Below are 20,089 nucleotides of genomic sequence, written 5' to 3' on the forward strand. Positions count from 1 at the left end.
GGTCGGGTACTTGCGTGATCCGGCCCGCCCGTGTGGACTACGGCCCATGCCTCGCGTACGCGCGTGGTGCAACCCCATATTCGCAAGACACGACTGGAGGCAATCCGTGAGCGCGACCGCGGACCACGCGGAGGAGCGGACCAACCCCGCCGCAAGGCTGGGTTTCCAGCCCGGACAGGTGGTCCAGGAGATCGGCTACGACGACGACGTCGACCAGGAGCTCCGCGAGTCCATCGAGGAGATCACCGGCACGGAGCTGGTCGACGAGGATTACGGCGATGTGGCCGACGCCGTGGTGCTGTGGTTCCGCGACGAGGACGGTGATCTGACGGACGCGCTGGTGGACGCGATCACGATGATCGACGAGGGTGCCCCCGTCTGGCTGCTCACCCCGAAGACGGGGCGCGAGGGCTACGTGGAGCCCAGCGAGATCGGTGAGGCGTCCAAGACCGCGGGGCTCTCCCAGACGAAGAGCTTCAACGCCGCCAAGGACTGGACGGGCAGTCGCCTGGTCACCCCGAAGGGCGCTCCGAACAAGCGCTGATCAGTCACTGACAGTGTGCCGGTGCGGTGCATCGTGTTGTTGCATCCCATGTCGCCGTATCGCCACGCTGTCGCCGTGCGGGTCCGGGCCCCGCGCTCCGTGCCGTCCGTGCAGGGAGTAGCGGGAGCCAGGCGGCCCGCCTCCTGAGACGCCCCCTGCGCGCCAGGCTCCGCTGCGGGGGGCTTTTGTCGGCCCGTGTCGGTGCGGGCCTGGCCTCCCTCCCCGCATCCGCACTCGGCGCCCTGCCTCGCGGTACACGCCCGAGGCCACCACGGGGGCGGTTCCCCGCGCCTGCGGCACGGCCGGAACCCCGACCGAGTGACGAGTCCGCCCCGGCAGCTCCTGCGGGGGCCCGGTCTCCTGCGGGCTCTCGTGGAAGGGACAGGCGGCTGCTGGGCGTCCTCCTTCCGGCCTGGGCCCCATGGCGTCGGGGGCTCGACCTGTTCTCCTGCCTTCAGCTCGCCCTGCGCTGCCGGGTGCGCGTGCCCTCTTCCGCCCGGGGCTCCCGGGGGCTGCCTTCCGCTCAGGCCCAGGGCTCCGAGGCCGCTCGTCGGCGGGGCCCGGGGGAGTGCACCGCCGCGCTCCGGACGATCCACGGCGGGCCCGCGACCGGCCGGGCCGGTGCGCGGGTGACGATCAGTGGCCAGGACCGAGCGGCACGTGCCCATGACCGGTCGGGACCCTCGGCGTGGTCGGCGTTCGTGGCGGGACAGGACCGGGGCGGGCCCGGTGGGAGGGCGGTCATAGGGTGGGAGCGTCTTTGTCCCGCTTACCGAAGGGATCGCGACATGGCGATCGAGGCCGGCACCAAGGCCCCCGACATCGAGCTCAAGGACCAGCACGGCCAGACCGTGCGGCTCTCCGACTTCCAGGGCAAGAAGAACGTCGTCCTGCTCTTCTACCCGTTCGCTTTCACCGGGGTGTGCACCGGCGAGCTGTGCGCCCTGCGGGACGAGCTGCCGAAGTTCGTCAACGACGACGTGCAGCTGCTGGCCGTCTCCAACGACTCCCCCTTCGCGCTGCGGGTCTTCGCGGAGCAGGAGGGTCTGGAGTACCCGCTGCTGTCGGACTTCTGGCCGCACGGTGAGGCCTCGCGAGCCTTCAGCGTCTTCGACGAGGAGAAGGGCTGCGCGGTGCGCGGCACCTTCATCATCGACAAGGAGGGCGTCGTGCGCTGGACCGTCGTCAACGGTCTGCCCGATGCGCGGGACCTCGACGACTACGTCAAGGCTCTCGAGAACCTCTGATCGCGGCTGTCACCGAGCGTGGCGGTCGCGGTGGTGCGGAGTCGCACGCGGGCGTGCACCGTTGCGTACGGCCGCCGTCCCGCCGCGCCGGGGCAGCGCCTCCCGGCGCCCCCGGTGACGCACGGAACAACCCCGGATCCCCTCCGTAAGAGGGCTGTGTCCCGGGGAACCGCTCACTAGGATCGAATCGTTGATCTGACGGCAATCCGAAACGGGGGCACGCAGTGCTCCTCACGAACAACTGACCAGGAGGACTCGTGGGAGTCAGCCTCAGCAAGGGCGGCAACGTCTCGCTGACCAAGGAGGCACCGAACCTGACGGCGGTCATCGTCGGTCTGGGCTGGGACGCGCGTACGACCACCGGCGCCGACTTCGACCTCGACGCAAGCGCCCTGCTGACGAACGCCGAGGGCAAGGTCGGATCCGACCAGAACTTCGTGTTCTTCAACAACCTCAAGAGCCCCGACGGCTCGGTGGAGCACACCGGGGACAACCTCACCGGTGAGGGCGAGGGGGACGACGAGGTCATCAAGGTGAACCTCGCCGGGGTCCCCGCGGACGTGGAGAAGATCGTCTTCCCGGTCTCCATCTACGAGGCGGAGAGCCGCCAGCAGAGCTTCGGCCAGGTGCGCAACGCCTACATCCGCGTCGTGAACCAGGCGGACAACAACGAGCTGGCGCGCTACGACCTCAGCGAGGACGCGTCGACGGAGACCGCCATGGTCTTCGGGGAGCTCTACCGGCACGGTGCCGAGTGGAAGTTCCGCGCCATCGGCCAGGGCTACGCGTCGGGTCTGCGCGGCATCGCGCAGGACTTCGGGGTGAACGTCTGAAGGACACCCGGAAGGGCATGTCGCGCCCCGCGGCCCACGAGTGGACGGGCCGGCGGGGCGCTTCTGCCAGGAACCGGCAGCCACGGGCGCCGCAGACTTCCGTAACCGGGAGGTGTGCGGCGCCTGGTGGCACGGACACACTGGAGGCAGCGCGGCGCGCACCGGTACCGGTCGCGTCGCCAGCCGGAGAGGATCACCGAACATGAGCGTGACGCTCGCCAAGGGGGGGAACGTCTCCCTCTCGAAGGCCGCACCGAACCTGACCCAGGTGCAGATCGGCCTGGGCTGGAAGGCCCGTTCCACGACGGGTGCCGACTTCGATCTCGACGCGAGCGCCCTGCTGTGTTCCGGCGGCCGTGTCCTGGGCGACGAGTACTTCATCTTCTACAACAACCTCAAGAGCCCCGAGGGTTCCGTCGAACACACCGGTGACGAGCTGGTCGGCGGCACCGGCGGCGGGGACGACGAGACGGTGCTGGTGGACCTCTCCCTGGTTCCTGCACAGGTCGACAAGGTCGTCTTTCCCGTCTCGATCTACGATGCGGAGAACCGGCACCAGACCTTCGGCCAGGTGACCGACGCCTACATCCGGGTCGTCAACCAGCAGGACGGGGTCGAACTGGCCCGCTACGACCTGACGGAGGACGCTTCCTCGGAGACGGCGATGATCTTCGGTGAGCTCTACCGCTATAACGGGGAGTGGAAATTCCGTGCAGTCGGCCAGGGGTATGCATCGGGGTTGCGGGGCATCGCTCTAGACTTCGGCGTCAATGTCGCCTGAGCACCACTGACGTCTCCGGCGCCCCGCGGCGTCACAGTCGGCTCAGGCGACACGACGCCTTGTGAACACATGTAGACCGGATACCGGATTGGGAAGCCAGTGCTCCTGAAAACCTTTGGCTGGTCCTTCGGCGTAACCGTCGTCGGGCTTGCCGCAGCGGCGTTCTTCTGGGGGTGGGAGGCGTTCGCCCTCGTGGCGATCCTGTCCATCCTGGAGATCTCGTTGTCGTTCGACAATGCGGTCGTCAACGCCGGCGTGCTGAAGAAGATGAATGCCTTCTGGCAGAAGATCTTCCTCACTGTCGGCGTTCTGATCGCGGTATTCGGCATGCGGTTGGTCTTCCCGGTCATCATTGTCGCCATCAGCGCCAAAGTCGGGCCGATCGAAGCCGTGCAGGTCGCGTTGGACAACCCGGACCGCTACGAGCAGTTGGTCACGGACGCGCATCCGGCCATCGCCGCGTTCGGCGGGATGTTCCTGCTGATGATCTTCCTCGACTTCATCTTCGACGAGCGCGAGCACAAGTGGGTGGGCTGGCTGGAGCGCCCCCTCTCGCGGCTCGGCAAGATCGACGGACTGTCCATCTGCGTCGCTCTGATCGCGCTGCTGGTCACGGCCACCACCTTGGCCACAGCAGCCCACCAGCACGGCGGCGCGCACGCCGACAAGTCCGGCACCGTCCTGCTCTCCGGCATCGCGGGCCTGATCACCTATCTGATCGTCGGCGGCCTGTCCGGACACTTCGAGGACAAGCTCGAAGAGGAGGAGGAGCGCGAGCAGGAGGAAGAGGAGGCCGCCAAGCGCGCGGGCAAGCAGCCCTCGGCCGTGGGCCTGGCGGGCAAGGCCGCGTTCTTCATGTTCCTCTACCTGGAGGTACTGGACGCGTCGTTCTCCTTCGACGGCGTCATCGGCGCCTTCGCGATCACCAACCACATCTTCTGGATGGCTCTCGGCCTGGGCATCGGCGCGATGTACGTGCGGTCGCTCACCGTCTACCTGGTGCGCCAGGGCACGCTGGACGACTACGTCTACCTGGAGCACGGCGCCCACTACGCCATCGGCGCCCTGTCGATCATCCTGCTGGTCACCGTCAAGTTCCAGATCAACGAGGTGGTGACCGGCCTGATCGGTGTCGTACTGATCGCCTTGTCCTTCTGGTCCTCGGTGCGTCGCAACCGCGCTCTGGCGGCTGAGGGGGGAGAAGACGGCGAGGGGGACGAGAGCGAACAATCCGAGGTCACCTCTCGCGTGTGACCGCCTGAAGAACGAGGAACGCTCCCAGCGGGGCGGCTTCGCGGCACGCGGAATCCCACACGGGTACCGCGGCGACCCCGGAGCCGCCCCGCGGCGGTCAGTGGCGTAGAGCATGAGTGGGGGTGCGGGATGGTCTCCCTGTGGGAGAACTGGCGGCGTGGCGTGGGCATGTCCCGGCGGGGACCGAAGTTCGACACGGTCGGCGGTCCTTCGACGTACGCGGTCGAGCTGACCAAGCGGCACTCCGAGCTGTCGCTGACGAAACAGGGCGCCGACACGGGCAGCATGCGGGTCAACCTGTCGTGGCGGATGCGCAGTTCGGACCTGGACGGGCGCGTGCGCCCTGCGGCCTCGCTGCGGCACCCGCTGCGGGCCCTCAAGCCGGACGTGGTGCAGGCCCACACCCAGGGGGTCGTCAATGTCGACCTGGACCTGGCATGCATGTACGAACTGGTGGACGGCAGCAAGGGCGTCGTCCAGCCGCTCGGCAACTTCCTGGGCGACTGGAACGCGCCGCCCTACGTCAAGCTCACCGGTGACGACCGGTTCGGCTCCCCGTCGGGGGAGACCATCTACGTCAACCTCGACCACAAGAACGAGCTCAAGCGGCTGCTGTTCTTCGTCTACATCTACGACGGCACCCCTGCGTTCGACCGTACGCACGCCATCGTCTCGATCTTCCCCAGCAACGGGCCCCGCGTCGAGGTGGGCCTGGACGAGCGGGCGCCGCAGGCGCGTTCGTGCGCGGTGCTGCTCATGGAGAACGTCAAGGGGGAGCTGAAGGTGCGCCGCGAAGTGCGCTACGTGTACGGCTTCCAGGCTGAGCTCGACCGGCTCTACGGCTGGGGCCTGCAGTGGGGCCGGGGCTACAAGACGCAGCAGGTCTGAGACGGGTACCCGGCAGCGGCAGTTTCACCGCGTGGGCCCCGGCCGGTACGCACCGGCCGGGGCCCACGCGGTGTGTCAGCGCTGGCTGAGGAACTGCGGCCCCTGCGGCGGCAGGGCGAACGCCGGGTCGGGCTGCGGATAGCCGTAGGTGGGCTGCGGGTATCCGTACGCGGGCTGGGTCGTCGGGGGGTGCTGGGGCGGCTGGGGGTAGCCGTAGCCGGGCTGGTGGGCCGGCGGCACCGGTAGCCCGACGGGGCCCTGCGGGCCGACCCCTTGGGGGCCCGCGCCGTACGGGCCGGACAGGGGCGCGCCCCGGGGCGGTGCGGGCACCGTGGCGGCGGCCGCCGCCACCCCCGCCGGGTCCGGCTGCGGGGTGGGCTGGGGCGGCGGGGCGGGTTCGGGCCCGGGCGCGGGCCCCGGACCCGGTGTGGGCCCCGGGGGCGGACCGGGCGGCACCGGATCGGGACGCGGACCGGGGCCGGGCGGTCCGGGCGGCGGGCCGGGCTCCGGCGGGGGTCCCGGCTCCGGCTGCGGCTCGGGCGGCACCGGGTGCGGCGAGGGCTCCGGGTGCGGCTCGGGCGGCGGCTGCGGGACCGTCCCGGACGGTGGCCGCAGAGGGAAGTCGTCCGATCCGGTGGTGTCGGGCGCCGGCACATGGGCGACCGTCGTCGCGTCCGGGTCCGGGCGCGCCCCCTGGGACGCGCCGGACGCGGCGCGGCTCCCGGTCGCCTGTGCGCCGCCCTCCGCCTCGTCGACGGAGATGCCGAACTCGGTGGCGAGGCCGACCAGCCCGGTGTCGTAGCCCTGGCCGAGGGCGCGGAACTTCCATTCGTCGCCCCGCCGGTACAGCTCGCCGCAGACCATGGCGGTCTCCGCGCCGGTCTCCGGCTCGATGTCGAAGCGCGCCAGCAGCCCTGCGCCCCCTCCCGCGCCGTCCGTGCCGGCGTCCGCGCCCGCACCCGCGGCTGTGCCGGTGCTGGCGCCCGAGCCCGCGTCGTGCAGCAGCAGCCGCAGCTCGCGGACGTCGGCGAAGGTGCCGCTGTCGGCCGAGGCGGCCAGCAGTACGCGCTCGACGGAGCCGTCCAGCGCCGACAGATCCGCCTCGACGGTGTCCCGCAGCCCCTCCGGCTCGCGCTTCTTGGCCAGATGGCGCACCACCCCTGAGGGGTGCCGGGGCTGGTTGTAGAAGACGAAGTCGTCGTCGGTTCTCACGCGGCCGTCGGGGCCCAGCAGCAACGCCGAGGCGTCGACGTCGGGCACACCTGTACCTGGTGTCCAGCAGAGCACGGCGCGCACAGCCGTGGTCTCCAGCCGGATGTTCGATCCCTTCGTCATGGCGTGGGTCATGTCTTCATCCTGCCCCCGGACGGACGGCATCGACAACGCGGGACGGGCACCGGAGGTGCAGGGTGACCCGTACGTGTACACGGTGCGAACCGGGTGTGTACCCGGCGCGGAGCCCCCGCAGGAAAGCCGGCGCGGGGAACTTCTGACCGGCCCTCGTACGTACGATGAGCAGCCGCGCGGCCACCGCGACGGCCCTGCGGGAGGACCGCACCGGCCGACGGTGGCGCTCGCGCGGCACGCGAATCGGCGAGACGGGGACTTCCATGCGGCACTTTTGGCATCTGACGCCTGAGCGCCTCGGCGCGCTCTTCCACCGCCCGCCGGCCGAGTTCACGGCCCAGGCCCCGGCGAACGTGTTGGCCGTCGCGCTCGGCGCCACCCTCTACAGCCCCGCCACCCGGCCCACGCTGGCCGAGGACGTCCGCAAGCAGGCGGCCCGCGGCGTGGTGTCGATGGTGCTGTGCCTGGAGGACTCGATCGCGGACAGTGAGGTCTCCGCGGCGGAGGACAACCTCGTGTGCCAGCTCGGGGCGCTGGCGGCGGAAGCGGACGGGGAGCTTCCGCTACTGTTCGTCAGGGTGCGCGCGGCCGGTCAGATCACGTCGCTCGTGCACAGGCTGGGCCCGGCGGTGCGGCTGCTGTCGGGGTTCGTGCTGCCCAAGTTCACCGAGGACCGTTCCGTGCCCTTCCTGGAGGCGCTCGCCGAGGCCGAAGCCGACAGCGGGCAGCGGCTGTTCGCGATGCCGGTCCTGGAGTCGCCGGAGTTGCTCCACCGGGAGTCGCGCCCCGAGGCCCTGGCAGGCATCGCCCGCACCCTCGGCAAGTACCGGGAGCGGGTCCTGGCGCTGCGGCTGGGCGTCACCGACTTCTGCTCGGCGTACGGGCTGCGCCGGACGCCCGACATGACCGCCTACGACGTGCAGATCGTCGCTTCCGTCATCGGGGACGTGGTGAACGTGCTGGGCAGGGCCGACGGCACCGGGTTCATCGTCACCGGGCCCGTGTGGGAGTATTTCCGGCCGCAGGAGAGAATGTTCAAGCCACAGTTGCGGCAGAGCCCGTTCCGCAGCGGTCGCGCCGAGGAGATACGCACCGCACTGATCGAGCACGACATGGACGGCCTGCTGCGGGAGATCGCCCTCGACCGCGCCAACGGCCTGCTGGGCAAGACCTGTATCCACCCCTCGCACGTGGCTGCCGTGCACGCGCTCTCGGTCGTCAGCCACGAGGAGTTCTGCGACGCGACCGATGTGCTGCGCCCCGAGCGCGGCGGCGGCGGAGTCCTGCGCTCCGCCTACACGAACAAGATGAACGAGGTGAAACCGCACCGCGCCTGGGCCGAGCGCACGCTGCTGCGCGGCGAGGTCTTCGGGGTGGCGCGCGAGGGCGTGAGCTTCGTCGAACTGCTGGCGGCGGGAGTCAAGTGAACGGAAACGCACCGGGGCCGGGCATCGAGCGTGTACGCGGCGACGGCGGCCTCGGCCGGAACGACGGTGACAGTCGGCACCGCGCGGAGGCGCACGGCGGCCCCGACTCCGCCGTGTGGCCCGGCGCCTGGGTGACCGAGCGGCTCGGCGTGCACCTGGACGCGGGCCTGCACGAGCTGCTGGGCCTCGCCCTGCGGCGCAACCCGAAACGGGCACACCTGCTGGTCTCCACGGTCCTGGGCAAACACGTCCCGCAGCGCCCCACGGTGGTCCTGGGCGCGGGCCGCACGTTGGGCGCACGGGTGCGCGAGCTGCTCGGCGCCGACGCCGCCGCCCGCTCCGCCGTCCTGGGCTTCGCGGAGACAGCCACCGGGCTGGGTCTGACCGTCGCCCACGCCATGGGCAGCCGCCTCCCCGCCCTGCACTCCACCCGGCGGCCCGTCCCGGGCGTCCGGCGGTTCGGCGGCTTCGAGGAGGAGCACAGCCACGCCACCTCCCACCTGCTGCTCCCCGCGGACCCGCAGCAGTTGCGCACCGGCGGGCCCCTGGTCCTGGTCGACGACGAGCTGTCCACCGGCCGTACGGTGCGCAACACCCTCGCGGCACTCCACGCCGCGGCGCCCCGCGAGCGGTACGTGGTCGCCGCCCTGGTGGACACCCGGGGCGCGGCGGACGTGGCCGCACTGGAGAAGTTCGCCGCCGAGCTGGGCGCCCGCATCGACGTGGTGTCCCTCGCCGCGGGCCGGGTCGCCCTCCCCGCAGACGTACTGGAGCGAGGCCGCGCCCTGGTCGAGGCGCACGGGAACGGTTACTCGGCCACCCCGGCGCCCGGCGTCCAGGGGGCCCGCCGCCCGGATGCCGACGTGAGCACAGGGGCGGGCGCCGACACCGGTACGGACACCCGTACCGGCACAGGCACCGGAACCCGCCCGAGCACCGGTGCGTCCGTCGCTTCCGGTGCCGTACGCCGTGTGGAGCTCGGCTGGCCGGAGGGGCTGCCGGACGGCGGCCGGCACGGCTTCGGACCGCGCGAACAGGTCCGCCTGCACGCCGCGCTGCCCGCGATGGCCGACCGCGTGCTGTCGGCGCTGGGCCTGCCCGAGGAGTCGTCATCGGCACCGGTGGCCCGCGTCCTCGTTCTCGGCACGGAGGAGTTGATGTACGCCCCGCTGCTCCTCGCGTGCGCGCTGGAGGAGCGCACCCGGCCGGGCGAGTCAGCCGAGCGGACCGCGGACGGGCCGGGCGCCCGTGCCGAGATCCGCTTCTCCACCACGACCCGCTCGCCGGTCCTTGCGCTCGACGACCCGGGCTACGCGATCCGCACCGCCCTGCGCTTCCCCGCCCACGACCTACCCCAGTCCTCCCGGCCCTCCCACCCCGACGCCCCCGGGCACGAGCACCACTCCGAGGCGCCCGAGCGCGGCAACCGGTCCGAGGCGCCCGAGCATGCGGACCGTCCCGGCGTGCCCCGGCCGCGCGGCCGACGGGAGAGCGGCGAGGAGCGGTACGCCTACAACGTCGCGGGGCAGGGCTTCGACGCGGTCGTCGCCGTCGTCGACAGCGAGGGCGACACCCCGGCGCTGCACGCGCCCGGCGGCCTGCTCGACCAGCTCGTCCGATGCGTGCCGACCGTGCTGCTGGCGGTGGTCCCGGCCCACACGCCGTCCCCGACCCCGCCGCAGCCGCCCGCTCCCCTGCACGGCCCGGCCTTCTCCTCCTACGCCTCCGGGGATGTCGCCTGGCTGTTGCAGGACCTCTCCGACGTGGCGTTGGAAGCGCCCACCGAGGAGCGCGAGGAGGCCATCCAGGCGGGCGGCGCCCACTACGCGGAGTCGCTGCCCGTCGAGTACCAGCCCTCCGCGGCCTACCAGCAGCTCTTCCACAGCGCGCTGGAGACCTCCGCCGAGCGGCTCGCCCGTGCCGTCGGCACCGTCACCGAGACGGTGCTCGCCGAGCGGGGCCCGCGCCCGGTGCTGGTCTCGCTGGCCCGTGCGGGCACGCCCGTCGGGGTGCTGATGCGCCGGTGGGCCCGTCAGGTGCACGGCCTTGATCTGCCGCACTACGCCGTCTCCATCGTGCGTGGCCGTGGCATCGACGTGGGCGCGCTCGCCCACCTGGCCGCGCATCACGATCCTGCCGAGGTCGTGTTCGTGGACGGCTGGACCGGGAAGGGCGCCATCACCCGCGAGCTGGCGGAGGCGCTCGCCCCGCACCCGCAGTTCGATCCCGGGCTCGCCGTCCTCGCCGACCCCGGCTCCTGCGTGCGCACCTACGGCACGCGCGAGGACTTCCTGATCCCCTCCGCCTGCCTCAACTCGACCGTCTCGGGGCTGATATCCCGCACCGTGCTCCGCGCCGACCTGGTGGGTCCGCACGACTTCCACGGCGCCAAGTTCTACCGCGAACTGGCCGCCGCCGACCTCTCGCGGCTGTTCGTGGACACGGTCGCCGAGCGGTTCCCCGCCGTCCGCGCCGCCGCCCTGCAGGACGCCGCGGGTCTGGCCGACAGCGCCGACCGTGCCCCCACCTGGGCGGGCTGGCGAGCCGTCGAACGCATCAGCGAGGCGTACGGCATCGGTGACGTCAACCTGATCAAGCCGGGCGTCGGCGAGACGACCCGCGTCCTGCTGCGCCGCGTCCCCTGGCGGATCCTGGCCCGCCGCGGAGCCGGTACCGACCTCGACCACGTGCGGCTGCTTGCCGAGCAGCGCGGGGTCCCCGTCGAGGAGACCGACGACCTGCCCTACACCTGCGTCGGTCTCATCCACCCCCGCTACACGCGCGGCGCCACCGGTGCCGACGGAAAGGCCGCCCGGTGACGTCCCACCCCCACGACCCCGCCGGGGACGTCCTGGTCGCCGCCGACCTGGACCGCACCCTGATCTACTCGGTCGCCGCCCTCGACCTGACCATGCCCGACGCGCAGGCGCCCCGGCTGCTGTGTGTCGAGACCTACGAGCACAAGCCGCTCTCCTTCATGACGGAGGCGGCGGCCGGCCTGCTGGGCGCGCTGACCGCCCGCACGGTCTTCGCCCCGGCCACCACGCGTACGCCCGAGCAGTACCGTCGCGTCCGGCTGCCCGGTCCGCCGCCCCGATTCGCCGTGTGCTCCAACGGCGGCCACCTCCTCGTCGACGGGGAGAGCGACCCCGACTGGCGCCGGCAGGTGCGCGGACGGCTGGCCGGGTGCGCCCCCCTCGCCGAGGTCCGCGAGCACATGCTGCGCCAGGCACGGCCAGCATGGCTGCTCAAGGAGCGCGTCGCCGACGGTCTGTTCGCCTACCTCGTCGTCGAGCGCGCCCTGCTGCCCGACACCTGGGTCGAGGAACTGGCCGACTGGGCCGCCCCCCGGGGCTGGGGCGTCTCCCTCCAGGGCCGCAAGATCTACGCGGTGCCGCACCCGCTGACCAAGAGCGCCGCTGTCGCCGAGGTCGCCCGGCGGGCGGGCACCGACCGGCTGCACGCCGCCGGTGACTCCCTCCTGGACGCGGACCTCCTCCGCGCCGCCGACCTGGCCTGGCGGCCCGCGCACGGCGAGCTCGCCGACACCGGCTGGCGGCTTCCCCACGTGCGGGTGCTGCCGGAACGCGGGGTCCTGGCGGGGGAGCGCATCCTGCGGGAACTCACCGCCGCGCACCCGACTGCGGCAGCCGCCCCCGCCCCGGCACCCGTCCACGGGGCGGCAACCGGCGCGTGACCGCCCGCCTCTCGCGTACCACCGGCCTCGCGACGGTCACCAGGCCGGTGACCGTCGTTCCCGTCCCGCCCGGCCACGCGCGGCCTGCCCTCTCCCGCCCGGCTCTGGCCCTCAGCTCGCAGTCCCCGGCACGGTCACCTGTTCTCGCCGCGCCCTCGTCCCCGCTCGTCCGCCGCCGCCTGCTGCGCGCCTGAGGCAGCCTCGGCCTCGGCGTCCGGGCCCGGTTCGCCCGGCTCGCGGCCCCCGTAGAGCGAGGCCCGGCGGCGCAGCTCCGCGCCGCGCGCCCGCGCCTGCACCCGCTGCTCGCGTACGTCCTGGGCGCGCTGGACGCGTTCGACCTGGTCGGGGTGGCGCTGCTGCCAGTACGGATTGTCGTGGGGCAGGGCGCTGCCCACCCGCCCGTACATGCCGAAGACGAGGAGCAGCAGCCCGACGACGAAACTGAAGAGCACGTTCGGCAGCGCGAAGGCCAGGAAGTTCAGGTCGGTCTCCAGCACCGCCAGGTTGACGAAGCCGCTGAGGACGAACAGCGCCCCCAGAGCGATGTTGAGGCTGGAGGCGAAGTTGCCGCCCCGCACCATGCCGATGAGCAGCAGCACTCCGACCAGGATCGACAGCACGCTGAGCGCACCGTTGGTGTTGAGGCCGCCCACCTCGGCGCCGCCGGTGTCGAAGAAGCCGATGTTGTCGGTGAGCCCCAGAATGCCGAAGACGGTCAGGATGCCCCCCACCAGACCCGCCCCCGCCCGGTAGACGCGGCTGAGTCTGTGGTGGACCGGCATGTGTTCGTCCAGGATGCGCCGCCTGAGCGGAAGCCGGGGCAGTCGTCGGCCGGTACGGGCAGGTGAAGCGGCCACGGGGGCCTCCTCGGGAACGACTGGAGGCGCTGGAACTCTCACCCTCCAGCATCTCTCCGCCACGACATCGGCTCAACACCACACGGAGTGACGGGACCGCAGCCCGCCGGAGTCGCCGGGGCCCGGTTCAGCTTCCGGCGGCCCGCTCCTGGCGGATCTGCTCCACCACCTGCTGCACCGTTTCCCGTACGGCGTCCAGCTCGGTCAGCAGGTGCCAGTAGTCGGGATGCCGGCCGGTCAGCGACGCCACCGCACGGTCCACCCGCTCCACCGCGTTGTCCAGCGGCTGGGCGTGCCGGGGGTCCGGAGTGCTGCGTCCGGACATGGCCAGGCGCTGCGCGTCGCGGATGGCGAAGCGGGTCCGTTCGACCTCCTCGCTGTGGTCGAAGGAGACCTCGTTGAGCCGCCGCAGCCGCTCACCGGCGGCCTTGACCGCCTCGTCCGTGGTGTTCAGCAGGGCCCGCACCGTCGACAGCAGCGCCGTCGCGTCCGGCCAGCGCTGCTCCTCACGCGCCTGCCGCGCCTCGCGCAGCTTCTCGGTCGCCTGCCGCGCCGAGTGCTCGGCCTGCTGCGGTACGTTCTGCAGGTCCTGCCAGCAGGCGGCGCTGAAGCGGCGCCGCAGCTCGCTGAGGACCGGCTCCACCTGCCCCGCACGGGTCTGCAGCGCCTCGGTACGGGTACGCAGCGAGGCGAGCCGCTTGTCGATGTCGGCGGCTTTCTGCGGCAGTCCCTCCGCCTCGGCGGCGAGGGCCGCGGCCTCCCGCACGACACGGTCCGCGCGCTGCAGCGTCTCCTGGACGCCGTGGGTGCCCGCTCCCTCGTTGAGCTTGGTCAGCTCGGGGGAGAGCGCCGCCAGCCGGGCCGCCATGTCGTCCGCCTTCAGTCCCTGGGACCGCGCCGCATCCAGCGCGTTGCTGGCGCCCAGCAGCGCCTGACGGGCCCGCTCCACCGCGGGCGCCAGCCGGGCGAGCTGGGTCTCGGCGCGGCTTAGCAGCGACCCGAGGCCCTGTGCGAACCGGTCGAGCTCCCCCTTCATCCGCTCCAGCTCGTGGCGGGCGCGGTCCAGCTCGGCGCGGGCCCGTGCGGCGGCGGAGGCGTCGAGGTCGTCGCGGTCCAGGTCGTGGGCGTCGACGGTGGTGATGTAGTCGTGGCTGACGCTGTCGATGCGCCTGCCGAACTCGGCGAAGTCGGCCGCCGCCTTCCGCCCGGCGGGCGAGGCGTCGACGGCGGTGATCGTCTCGATGGAGATGCGCAGGTCACGCTGGGCGGTGTCCAGCTCGTAGAACGCGGCGGCCGCGGCGTCCTTCGCCGTCTGCGCGTCGGCCCGCGACTGCTCGGCCCGGCCACTGCCCCAGCCCCAGCGGCGGACGCCGCCGCCGTTCATCGCCGCCACGCAACCGCTCCCCGTGTGTGCCTGCCGCTCATCGACCGACTGTCATTCTCCCACCCGAGCTCGACGAACACACGAGCCGATACGTCCACACCCGACCGTCTGCCCCCGCTCACCCCGTGTTTGCGCTGCCCGCCGCCCGGCAAGGTACGCTGTCGTCCCATCACTACGGGGCGCATAGCTCAGCGGTAGAGCGCCTGCCTTACAAGCAGGATGTCACTGGTTCGATCCCAGTTGTGCCCACCCCCTTTTCGAAGCTCTGATCAGCAGCTTCGGGAGCCCCCGCCGTGCCGGCGGGGGCTCCTTGCTTTGTACCTGAGTCACCCGGGAGCCGAACAGGGAGCCGGGGTCAGATCAGTCCGGTCGCGGTCATCAGATGGTGGGAACGGCCGGGCAGGGTGGGCGTGCGGCGGGGGGTGGGGGCAGGGATGCCCGGTATGAGCGGAGGCGGAACGTCCGTAGGGGCTCGGTGCCGCCGTGGTGCGGCGCGGGCGGCACGGGTGGTGTGTGCAGGAGGGGCTACACGTGCGGGGTGGGTGGTGCGAGCGGTTGGGGTGCCGTTGCTGGGCCTGGCGGCGTCGGGTGCGAGCGTGCCGCAGGAGGGGACGGCCGCAGGGGAGGCGGTCCGGGACCGGCCGGTCGTCGCCCCCTACCTGTCCCTCGGTTGGGGCGATCCGCCCGACCCGGGCACGCTGCTGCCGCAAACCGGGGCGGACGGTTTCACGTTCGCGTTCGTGCTGAGCGGGGGCGGCTGCACACCGCGCTGGGACGGGACGCGGCCGCTGACCGGAGGAGCGGACGAGCGGGCGGTGCGTGCCGTGCGGGCGGCGGGCGGTGAACCCGTCGTCTCCTTCGGCGGCGGCGCCGGCCGCAAGCTGGAGCAGGACTGCCCGGATGCCGCCTCCCTCGCCGGTGCGTACCAGAAGGTGATCAGTGCCTACGGACTCCGCGCCGTCGACGTCGACATCGAGGCGAGCACCTACGAGAGTGCGGCCGCCCGCGGCAGAACCGTCGCGGCGCTCCAGCGGGTCGAGGCCGCCAACCCCGGGCTCACCGTCTCGGTGACGCTGCCCAGCCACCGGGGCGGCCCGGACGCCCGCCTGATCGACGAGGCGGCCCGCGCCGGGCTGGAGCCCCGGGCGTGGACGATCATGCCGTTCGCGTTCGGGGAGCCGCCCCAGGGCGAGGCCGCCGCGCAGCAGGCCCGCGAGGTCGACATGGCCGACGCCACCGTGAGCGCTGCCGAGGGGCTGGCCGCGCGGCTGCGGTCCGCCTACGGCTACGACGCCGCCACGGCCTCCGCCCACAGCGGCATCTCCACCATGAACGGCATCACCGGCCACCAGGAGGTGGTGACGGTGGAGGACTTCGGCGCCATCGCCCGCTACGCCCGCACGCACCGGCTGGCCCGGCTCGCCTTCTGGTCCGTCAACCGCGACCGGCCCTGCGGCAAGCTGCCCTACCCGGCCGAGGACCGCTGCTCCGGGGTGCCGCAGCGGCCATGGGAGTTCACCCGGGCGTTGACGTCCCGGAGTTGACGGGGAAGGCCGGTCCGGCCGATGTCAACAGGGCACTGACGCCGGGAGGTTCGCCCGTGGGGGCGACATCACCGGGGCAGCGAAGTTGCCGGGGCACCGAAGGCGCCGGGTCACCGGCGTGCCGAGGCGGCGGGCGCAGTGCGGGTGGCGCTTCCGCTCGTGCCCGTACCGTGCGTGGTGCGGTCGGCGCCGGGCGCACCGGGACCGTGCGCGCCCTCGGCGGCGTCCGCGCCACCGGCCGCCGTACCGGTGCGCACGACCCGCATGGCGGGCAGGGTCAGGGGCAGCACGGGGAAGGTCGCCGGTCCGGGAAGCGTCACGCCGGACGCGGCCAGCAAACCGGTTTCCGCCACGCTCCATCTCGCTGCTGCTGCCGCCCCGGCACCCATGACCGTGACGGCCGGACCGGCGGCGGAAGGGCCGGTAACGGCCGGCGCGGTATGCGGCTCGCGCCGTATCAGATAGGCGGCGAACCCTCCGGCGAGGAACAGCGCGAGCACCGAGACGGCCGTACCGAGCCAACTGGTGCCCAGCCACTGACCGCCCAGGTACCCGAGCCCCACGCTGTAGGCGGCCCAGGCCACCCCGGCCAGCGCGGACCACGGGACGAAGTCGCGGGCCCGTCGGTGCGCGGCGCCCGCGGAGAGGCTGACGACCGAGCGGCCCGCGGGCGCGAAACGGGCCAGGACGACCAGGGTGCCGCCGCCCCGGGCGAGGGCGCGTCCGAGCCGGTCCTGAGCGGAGGCGAGCTTGGGGGAGCGGGCGAGGGCCCGGTCGAAGCGGTCCCCGCCGCGCCAGGCCAGCCGCCAGGCGGCCAGGTCACCGAGGACGGAGGCCCCCGCGGCGCAGAGCATCAGGAAGAACACTTCCAACAGGTGACCGCTGCCGGCGGCGTGCCGAGCGGCGGCGCTGGGCAGATCGGCCGCGTCGGCCGCCGTGGTGCCCGCGGCGGCGGTGGCGGCGGTGATGACGAGCACTCCACTGGGCAGGACGGGGACGAAGACATCGAGCAGTACGGAGACGGCGATGACCGCGTAGATCCATGGGGATCCGGTCACCGACCCCAGGATGTCCGGCACTGCTGGTCCCCGTTTCTCCCCTGCCCGGCTGTCGTCGGCTGGCGCTTTACCGCCGTACAGCGTACGCCCGGGTCCCCCGCTCCGGGCCGCTGGGTTGCCGTGGCGACACTCTTGCACTGCCCCTGGTCACAGATGCACTGAATCGGACCATCGCCACAACCGACCAACCGACCATCGGACAACAAAAGGCGGTGGAGGCCGGCACGATGAGGGCACGCGCACGTACGGCAGGACTGGGCGGAGCGGCCGCCGTCACCATGGTGACGGTGCTGCTCGTGGGGGGCGGGACGAGTAATGCGAGCGACGTGCCAGGGGTGCACAGGGAGTCGGGTGCGTCGGCAGAGCAGGGGGCGACCGGGGCTGGGGAGGCGGGGGACCTGAAGGACTCGAAGGGGCTGAAGGATCCCGATTCCGTGCAGGGCGGGCGGATGCTGTACTCCCTCCAGCAGAGCGGCGGCGACGGGCGCAGGCAGTCGATCCTGGCGCGCTACGACCGTTTCGCCCCCGCGAGCGCCTCCCTCCGCCCCGAAGCGGTCACCTACGACCGCGCCGAGGTGCCCGCCGGAGCGGGGATCGGGGTCATCCGCCGGGCCACCGGCGACGGGACCACCGTGCGGCTGGAGGTCGACGGCCTGCTGAAGAACCGCACCTACGGGGCGCACGTGCACACCGAGCCGTGCGGTGCCCGACCGGCTCAGGCGGGCCCGCACTACCAGAACGAGAAGGACCCGACGCAGCCGTCCACCGACCCCCGGTACGCCAACCCGCGCAACGAGGTGTGGTTGGACTTCACCACCGATGCGCAGGGCCGCGCCACGGCCGTCTCGCACCACGACTGGACCTTCCGCGAGGGCGGGGCCAGGTCGGTCGTGCTGCACGACACGCGCACCCGCACCGAACCCGGCCACGCCGGGGAGGCCGGCGACCGGCTCGCCTGCTTCACGGTCCCGCTCGCCGGACGCTGACCCCTCCGCCGAACGGACACCGCTTCTTCCGCCCGGCCGATTCGGGGGCCCCGCTCGGATGCCGGGCCCCCGCTCAAAGGCTTTTCCTGCCGGGCCGGTCAGCGCTTGTCGGCGGCCGGTTCCGTTCCGCTGAGCCGGCCGCCGAAGACCCGTTCCAGACCGGAGTGCGGGGTGCCGTCGGGGGCCGAGGTGGTGGGGCGGGCCTGGTCGAGTACGTAGGTGGCCTCCCGCCCGTGCATCGTCAGCGTCATCAGCATGTTGCCGAACCAGGGACCGCCGGTGCGGCGCCAGCGGAACGGGTACCCCTCGGCCCGGGCGTGCCGCAGCAGCGTCCGCCCGAGCTGCCGCCCGATGCGGCTCCAGCCCAAGCGGAAGCCGAACCGCATGGCGGCGGGGATGCTGTTGTGTATGGGGGAGCAGGTCAGCTGGGTCACCCGGGAGAGCCGACCGCCCCCGGCGACCTTGAGGTCGTCGAACTCGGGCTCGGCCACGTAGGCGTGGTGCACGTCCCCGGACAGCACGCTGACCGAGGCGGGGGCCTCCTGGTCGGCGGCCACCCGCTGGATCAGCTCCGTCAGGGCGTGGAACGAGCGCGGGAAGGCCGCCCAGTGCTCCAGGTCGGCCCGCTGCCGCAGTTTCTCGCTGAAACCGGCCCAGCGCGCGCCCCGCGCCCCGGAGACCAGGGTGGTGTTCCACGTCTCCAGGCCGTGCACGGCAGGCGGCAGCAGCCAGGGCAGCGAGGTGCCCAGCAGCAGGTGGTCGACGGCCCCGGGACCGCCGTCCAGCACCTGCTCGTGGAGCCAGTCCATCTCCTCGTCGTCCAGCATGCGCCGCTCGGCCTCCGGCAGGACGCGGCCCGCGCGGCTGTCGACCATCAGGAGCCGGATCCGGCCGAAGTCGCGACGGTAGCTCCAACGGGCGGCCGCCGGGTCGCGGTCGGCCTGCTCGGCGAACTCGCGCAGCGGCGGTGCCCCGTCCTCGGCGCGCCGTACGGCGGCGAAGACCGGGTTCTCGGCGAGTTCGGCGGGAGAGAGGTTGCCCAGGTGCTGGTAGACCCAGTAGGAGGTGAGCCCGCCCAGGATGCGTTCGCGCCACCAGTCGGTGCCGCGTATCTCGCGCTGCCAGGCCTCGCTGGTGTTCCAGTCGTCGATCACGTCGTGGTCGTCGAAGATCATGCAGCTGGGGACGGTGGACAGCAGCCAGCGCACCTCCGGGTCCAGCCAGGACTCGTAGTACAGCTCGGTGTACTCCTCGTAGTCGGCCACCTGGTCCCACGGGGGTTTCGACAGGTCGCGGCGCTCGGCGAGCCGGGCGCGGACCCGCTCGGAGGTCTCGTCCGCGTAGACCTGGTCGCCCAGCAGGAGCAGCACGTCGGGCAGCGGGCCGCCCGCGACGGCCTGTTGCGCCAGGGCGTCCAGCGCGTCGGGACCCACCGGGTCGTGCCGGGAACCGGCGGGACGCGCCGCCCAGCGGCAGGAGCCGAAGGCCATCTGGAACGGCCGCGTCTCCGCGGGGACGGCCTCGGGCGGCGGCAGTGTGCGGATGGCGCTGGGCGGGAACGGAGAACCGGCCGCCGGCCACACCTGTTCGCCGTCCAGCGTGACGCGGTACGGCGTCGTGCTGTCCGGCTCCAGGCCGACGACGGTGACCAGTGCGTAGTGGTGCCCGGCGACCTGCCAGGTGTGGGCCGAGCCACCCGCCGTCGATCCCTCGCAGAGGACCTCGGCCTCGCAGGGGCCCTCCGTCTCCAGCCACACCGTGGCGGTGTCCTGGTCGACGTAGCGCAGCAGTGGGCCCAGTCGGAGGCCGGTCATGCGCTTCTCCTTCGCGTCCCTCGTACTTGTGGCGCCGTACGGTGCGGGCCTTTGACCCGCACCGTACGGAACGAGGGAACGCTCCGGCCAGTTTCCGGCCGGTTCCCAGCCGCGCACTCCCGGCCGTCCGGCCGGACGGCCGGGCGCTCCGCGCTGGCCTGGGCCGTGTTTCGGCGTGCTTCGGCCGCGCCTCCGTCGGCCGTCCGGCCACCGTCCTGCGGTTCGTCGCCCGGGGGCCGGGCGACTTCTTGGTGGTCCGGGCCGCGTGTCGGCTGCTCGTCCTCGGCCACCCGGCCGGTGTCCCGCGGTTTGTCGTCTGTCGGGCCGCTTCCCGGCCGCTCAGGCCGCATGTCTGTGGTTGCCCCGGTTGGTGTCCTTCGGTGTGTGGGCCCGGGGTTGGGTGGCCCCGGGCCCGTTCCGCATCGGCT

At 72.7% G+C, this 20,089-nt stretch carries 16 protein-coding genes and 1 tRNA gene; 12 read left to right on the forward strand and 5 right to left on the reverse strand.

Annotated elements, in window-relative coordinates; translation table 11 throughout:
* Positions 1 to 106 precede the first annotated feature (106 nt).
* The 6 genes from H297_RS0130380 (at position 107) to H297_RS0130405 (ending at position 5,547) form a co-directional block, all read left to right on the forward strand.
* Positions 107 to 544, forward strand: coding sequence for a DUF3052 domain-containing protein (locus tag H297_RS0130380; protein ID WP_027740133.1), 438 nt, complete (start codon positions 107 to 109; stop codon positions 542 to 544).
* 788 nt (positions 545 to 1,332) lie between these two features.
* Positions 1,333 to 1,791, forward strand: coding sequence for a peroxiredoxin (locus tag H297_RS0130385; RefSeq protein WP_027740134.1), 459 nt, complete (start codon positions 1,333 to 1,335; stop codon positions 1,789 to 1,791).
* 257 nt (positions 1,792 to 2,048) lie between these two features.
* On the forward strand, positions 2,049 to 2,624 hold the full coding sequence (locus H297_RS0130390) for a TerD family protein (protein WP_027740135.1): 576 nt from the start codon (positions 2,049 to 2,051) through the stop codon (positions 2,622 to 2,624).
* Between the two features lie 202 nt (positions 2,625 to 2,826).
* The gene (locus tag H297_RS0130395) at positions 2,827 to 3,405 is read left to right on the forward strand and encodes a TerD family protein (protein WP_027740136.1); all 579 of its coding nucleotides are present in this window, start codon (positions 2,827 to 2,829) and stop codon (positions 3,403 to 3,405) included.
* 99 nt (positions 3,406 to 3,504) lie between these two features.
* A complete protein-coding gene (locus H297_RS0130400) occupies positions 3,505 to 4,659 on the forward strand; it encodes a DUF475 domain-containing protein (protein WP_027740137.1) in 1,155 nt (384 codons plus the stop codon).
* Between the two features lie 129 nt (positions 4,660 to 4,788).
* Positions 4,789 to 5,547: a Tellurium resistance gene (locus H297_RS0130405; RefSeq protein ID WP_051352296.1), complete on the forward strand. Its 759-nt coding sequence runs from the start codon at positions 4,789 to 4,791 to the stop codon at positions 5,545 to 5,547.
* 75 nt (positions 5,548 to 5,622) lie between these two features.
* Here the strand turns inward: H297_RS0130405 and H297_RS0130410 are convergent, their stop codons facing one another.
* The gene (locus H297_RS0130410) at positions 5,623 to 6,894 is read right to left on the reverse strand and encodes a TerD family protein (protein WP_027740139.1); all 1,272 of its coding nucleotides are present in this window, start codon (positions 6,892 to 6,894) and stop codon (positions 5,623 to 5,625) included.
* 263 nt (positions 6,895 to 7,157) lie between these two features.
* Here H297_RS0130410 and H297_RS0130415 point away from each other — a divergent pair, with 263 nt between their 5' ends.
* The 3 genes from H297_RS0130415 (at position 7,158) to H297_RS39235 (ending at position 12,018) form a co-directional block, all read left to right on the forward strand.
* Positions 7,158 to 8,321: an HpcH/HpaI aldolase/citrate lyase family protein gene (locus H297_RS0130415; protein ID WP_027740140.1), complete on the forward strand. Its 1,164-nt coding sequence runs from the start codon at positions 7,158 to 7,160 to the stop codon at positions 8,319 to 8,321.
* A 113-nt stretch (positions 8,322 to 8,434) separates the two neighbouring features.
* Positions 8,435 to 11,140 (forward strand): phosphoribosyltransferase, encoded by a 2,706-nt coding sequence (locus H297_RS0130420; RefSeq protein ID WP_027740141.1) that lies wholly within the window; start codon positions 8,435 to 8,437, stop codon positions 11,138 to 11,140.
* The gene (locus H297_RS39235) at positions 11,137 to 12,018 is read left to right on the forward strand and encodes an HAD family hydrolase (RefSeq protein WP_051352297.1); all 882 of its coding nucleotides are present in this window, start codon (positions 11,137 to 11,139) and stop codon (positions 12,016 to 12,018) included. The genes H297_RS0130420 and H297_RS39235 overlap by 4 nt, the downstream gene beginning before the upstream one ends.
* A gap of 134 nt (positions 12,019 to 12,152) precedes the next feature.
* Here the strand turns inward: H297_RS39235 and H297_RS39240 are convergent, their stop codons facing one another.
* Together H297_RS39240 and H297_RS0130435 are read right to left on the reverse strand one after the other, a co-directional pair.
* Positions 12,153 to 12,800, reverse strand: coding sequence for a DUF4383 domain-containing protein (locus tag H297_RS39240; RefSeq protein WP_078514885.1), 648 nt, complete (start codon positions 12,798 to 12,800; stop codon positions 12,153 to 12,155).
* Between the two features lie 202 nt (positions 12,801 to 13,002).
* A complete protein-coding gene (locus H297_RS0130435) occupies positions 13,003 to 14,259 on the reverse strand; it encodes a hypothetical protein (RefSeq protein WP_486589738.1) in 1,257 nt (418 codons plus the stop codon).
* Between the two features lie 177 nt (positions 14,260 to 14,436).
* Between H297_RS0130435 and H297_RS0130440 the strand changes: the two genes are divergently transcribed.
* Together H297_RS0130440 and H297_RS39245 are read left to right on the forward strand one after the other, a co-directional pair.
* Positions 14,437 to 14,508, forward strand: a tRNA-Val gene (locus H297_RS0130440).
* Between the two features lie 347 nt (positions 14,509 to 14,855).
* Entirely contained in the window at positions 14,856 to 15,803 is a 948-nt protein-coding gene (locus H297_RS39245; protein ID WP_486589728.1) for a chitinase, read from the forward strand.
* A 110-nt stretch (positions 15,804 to 15,913) separates the two neighbouring features.
* On the opposite strand, the gene H297_RS39250 is transcribed toward H297_RS39245, so the two are convergent.
* On the reverse strand, positions 15,914 to 16,861 hold the full coding sequence (locus tag H297_RS39250; protein ID WP_486589729.1) for a DedA family protein: 948 nt from the start codon (positions 16,859 to 16,861) through the stop codon (positions 15,914 to 15,916).
* A gap of 227 nt (positions 16,862 to 17,088) precedes the next feature.
* Between H297_RS39250 and H297_RS39255 the strand changes: the two genes are divergently transcribed.
* Positions 17,089 to 17,847 carry a superoxide dismutase family protein gene (locus tag H297_RS39255; RefSeq protein ID WP_486589730.1) on the forward strand — a complete coding sequence of 253 codons (759 nt, stop codon included), beginning with the start codon at positions 17,089 to 17,091 and terminating at the stop codon, positions 17,845 to 17,847.
* Between the two features lie 98 nt (positions 17,848 to 17,945).
* Here H297_RS39255 and H297_RS0130460 read toward each other — a convergent pair whose 3' ends face one another.
* Complete coding sequence (locus H297_RS0130460) at positions 17,946 to 19,661, reverse strand: alkaline phosphatase D family protein (RefSeq protein ID WP_027740143.1); 1,716 nt, start codon at positions 19,659 to 19,661, stop codon at positions 17,946 to 17,948.
* Positions 19,662 to 20,089 lie beyond the last annotated feature (428 nt).

The organism is Streptomyces sp. CNT360 (assembly GCF_000424785.1).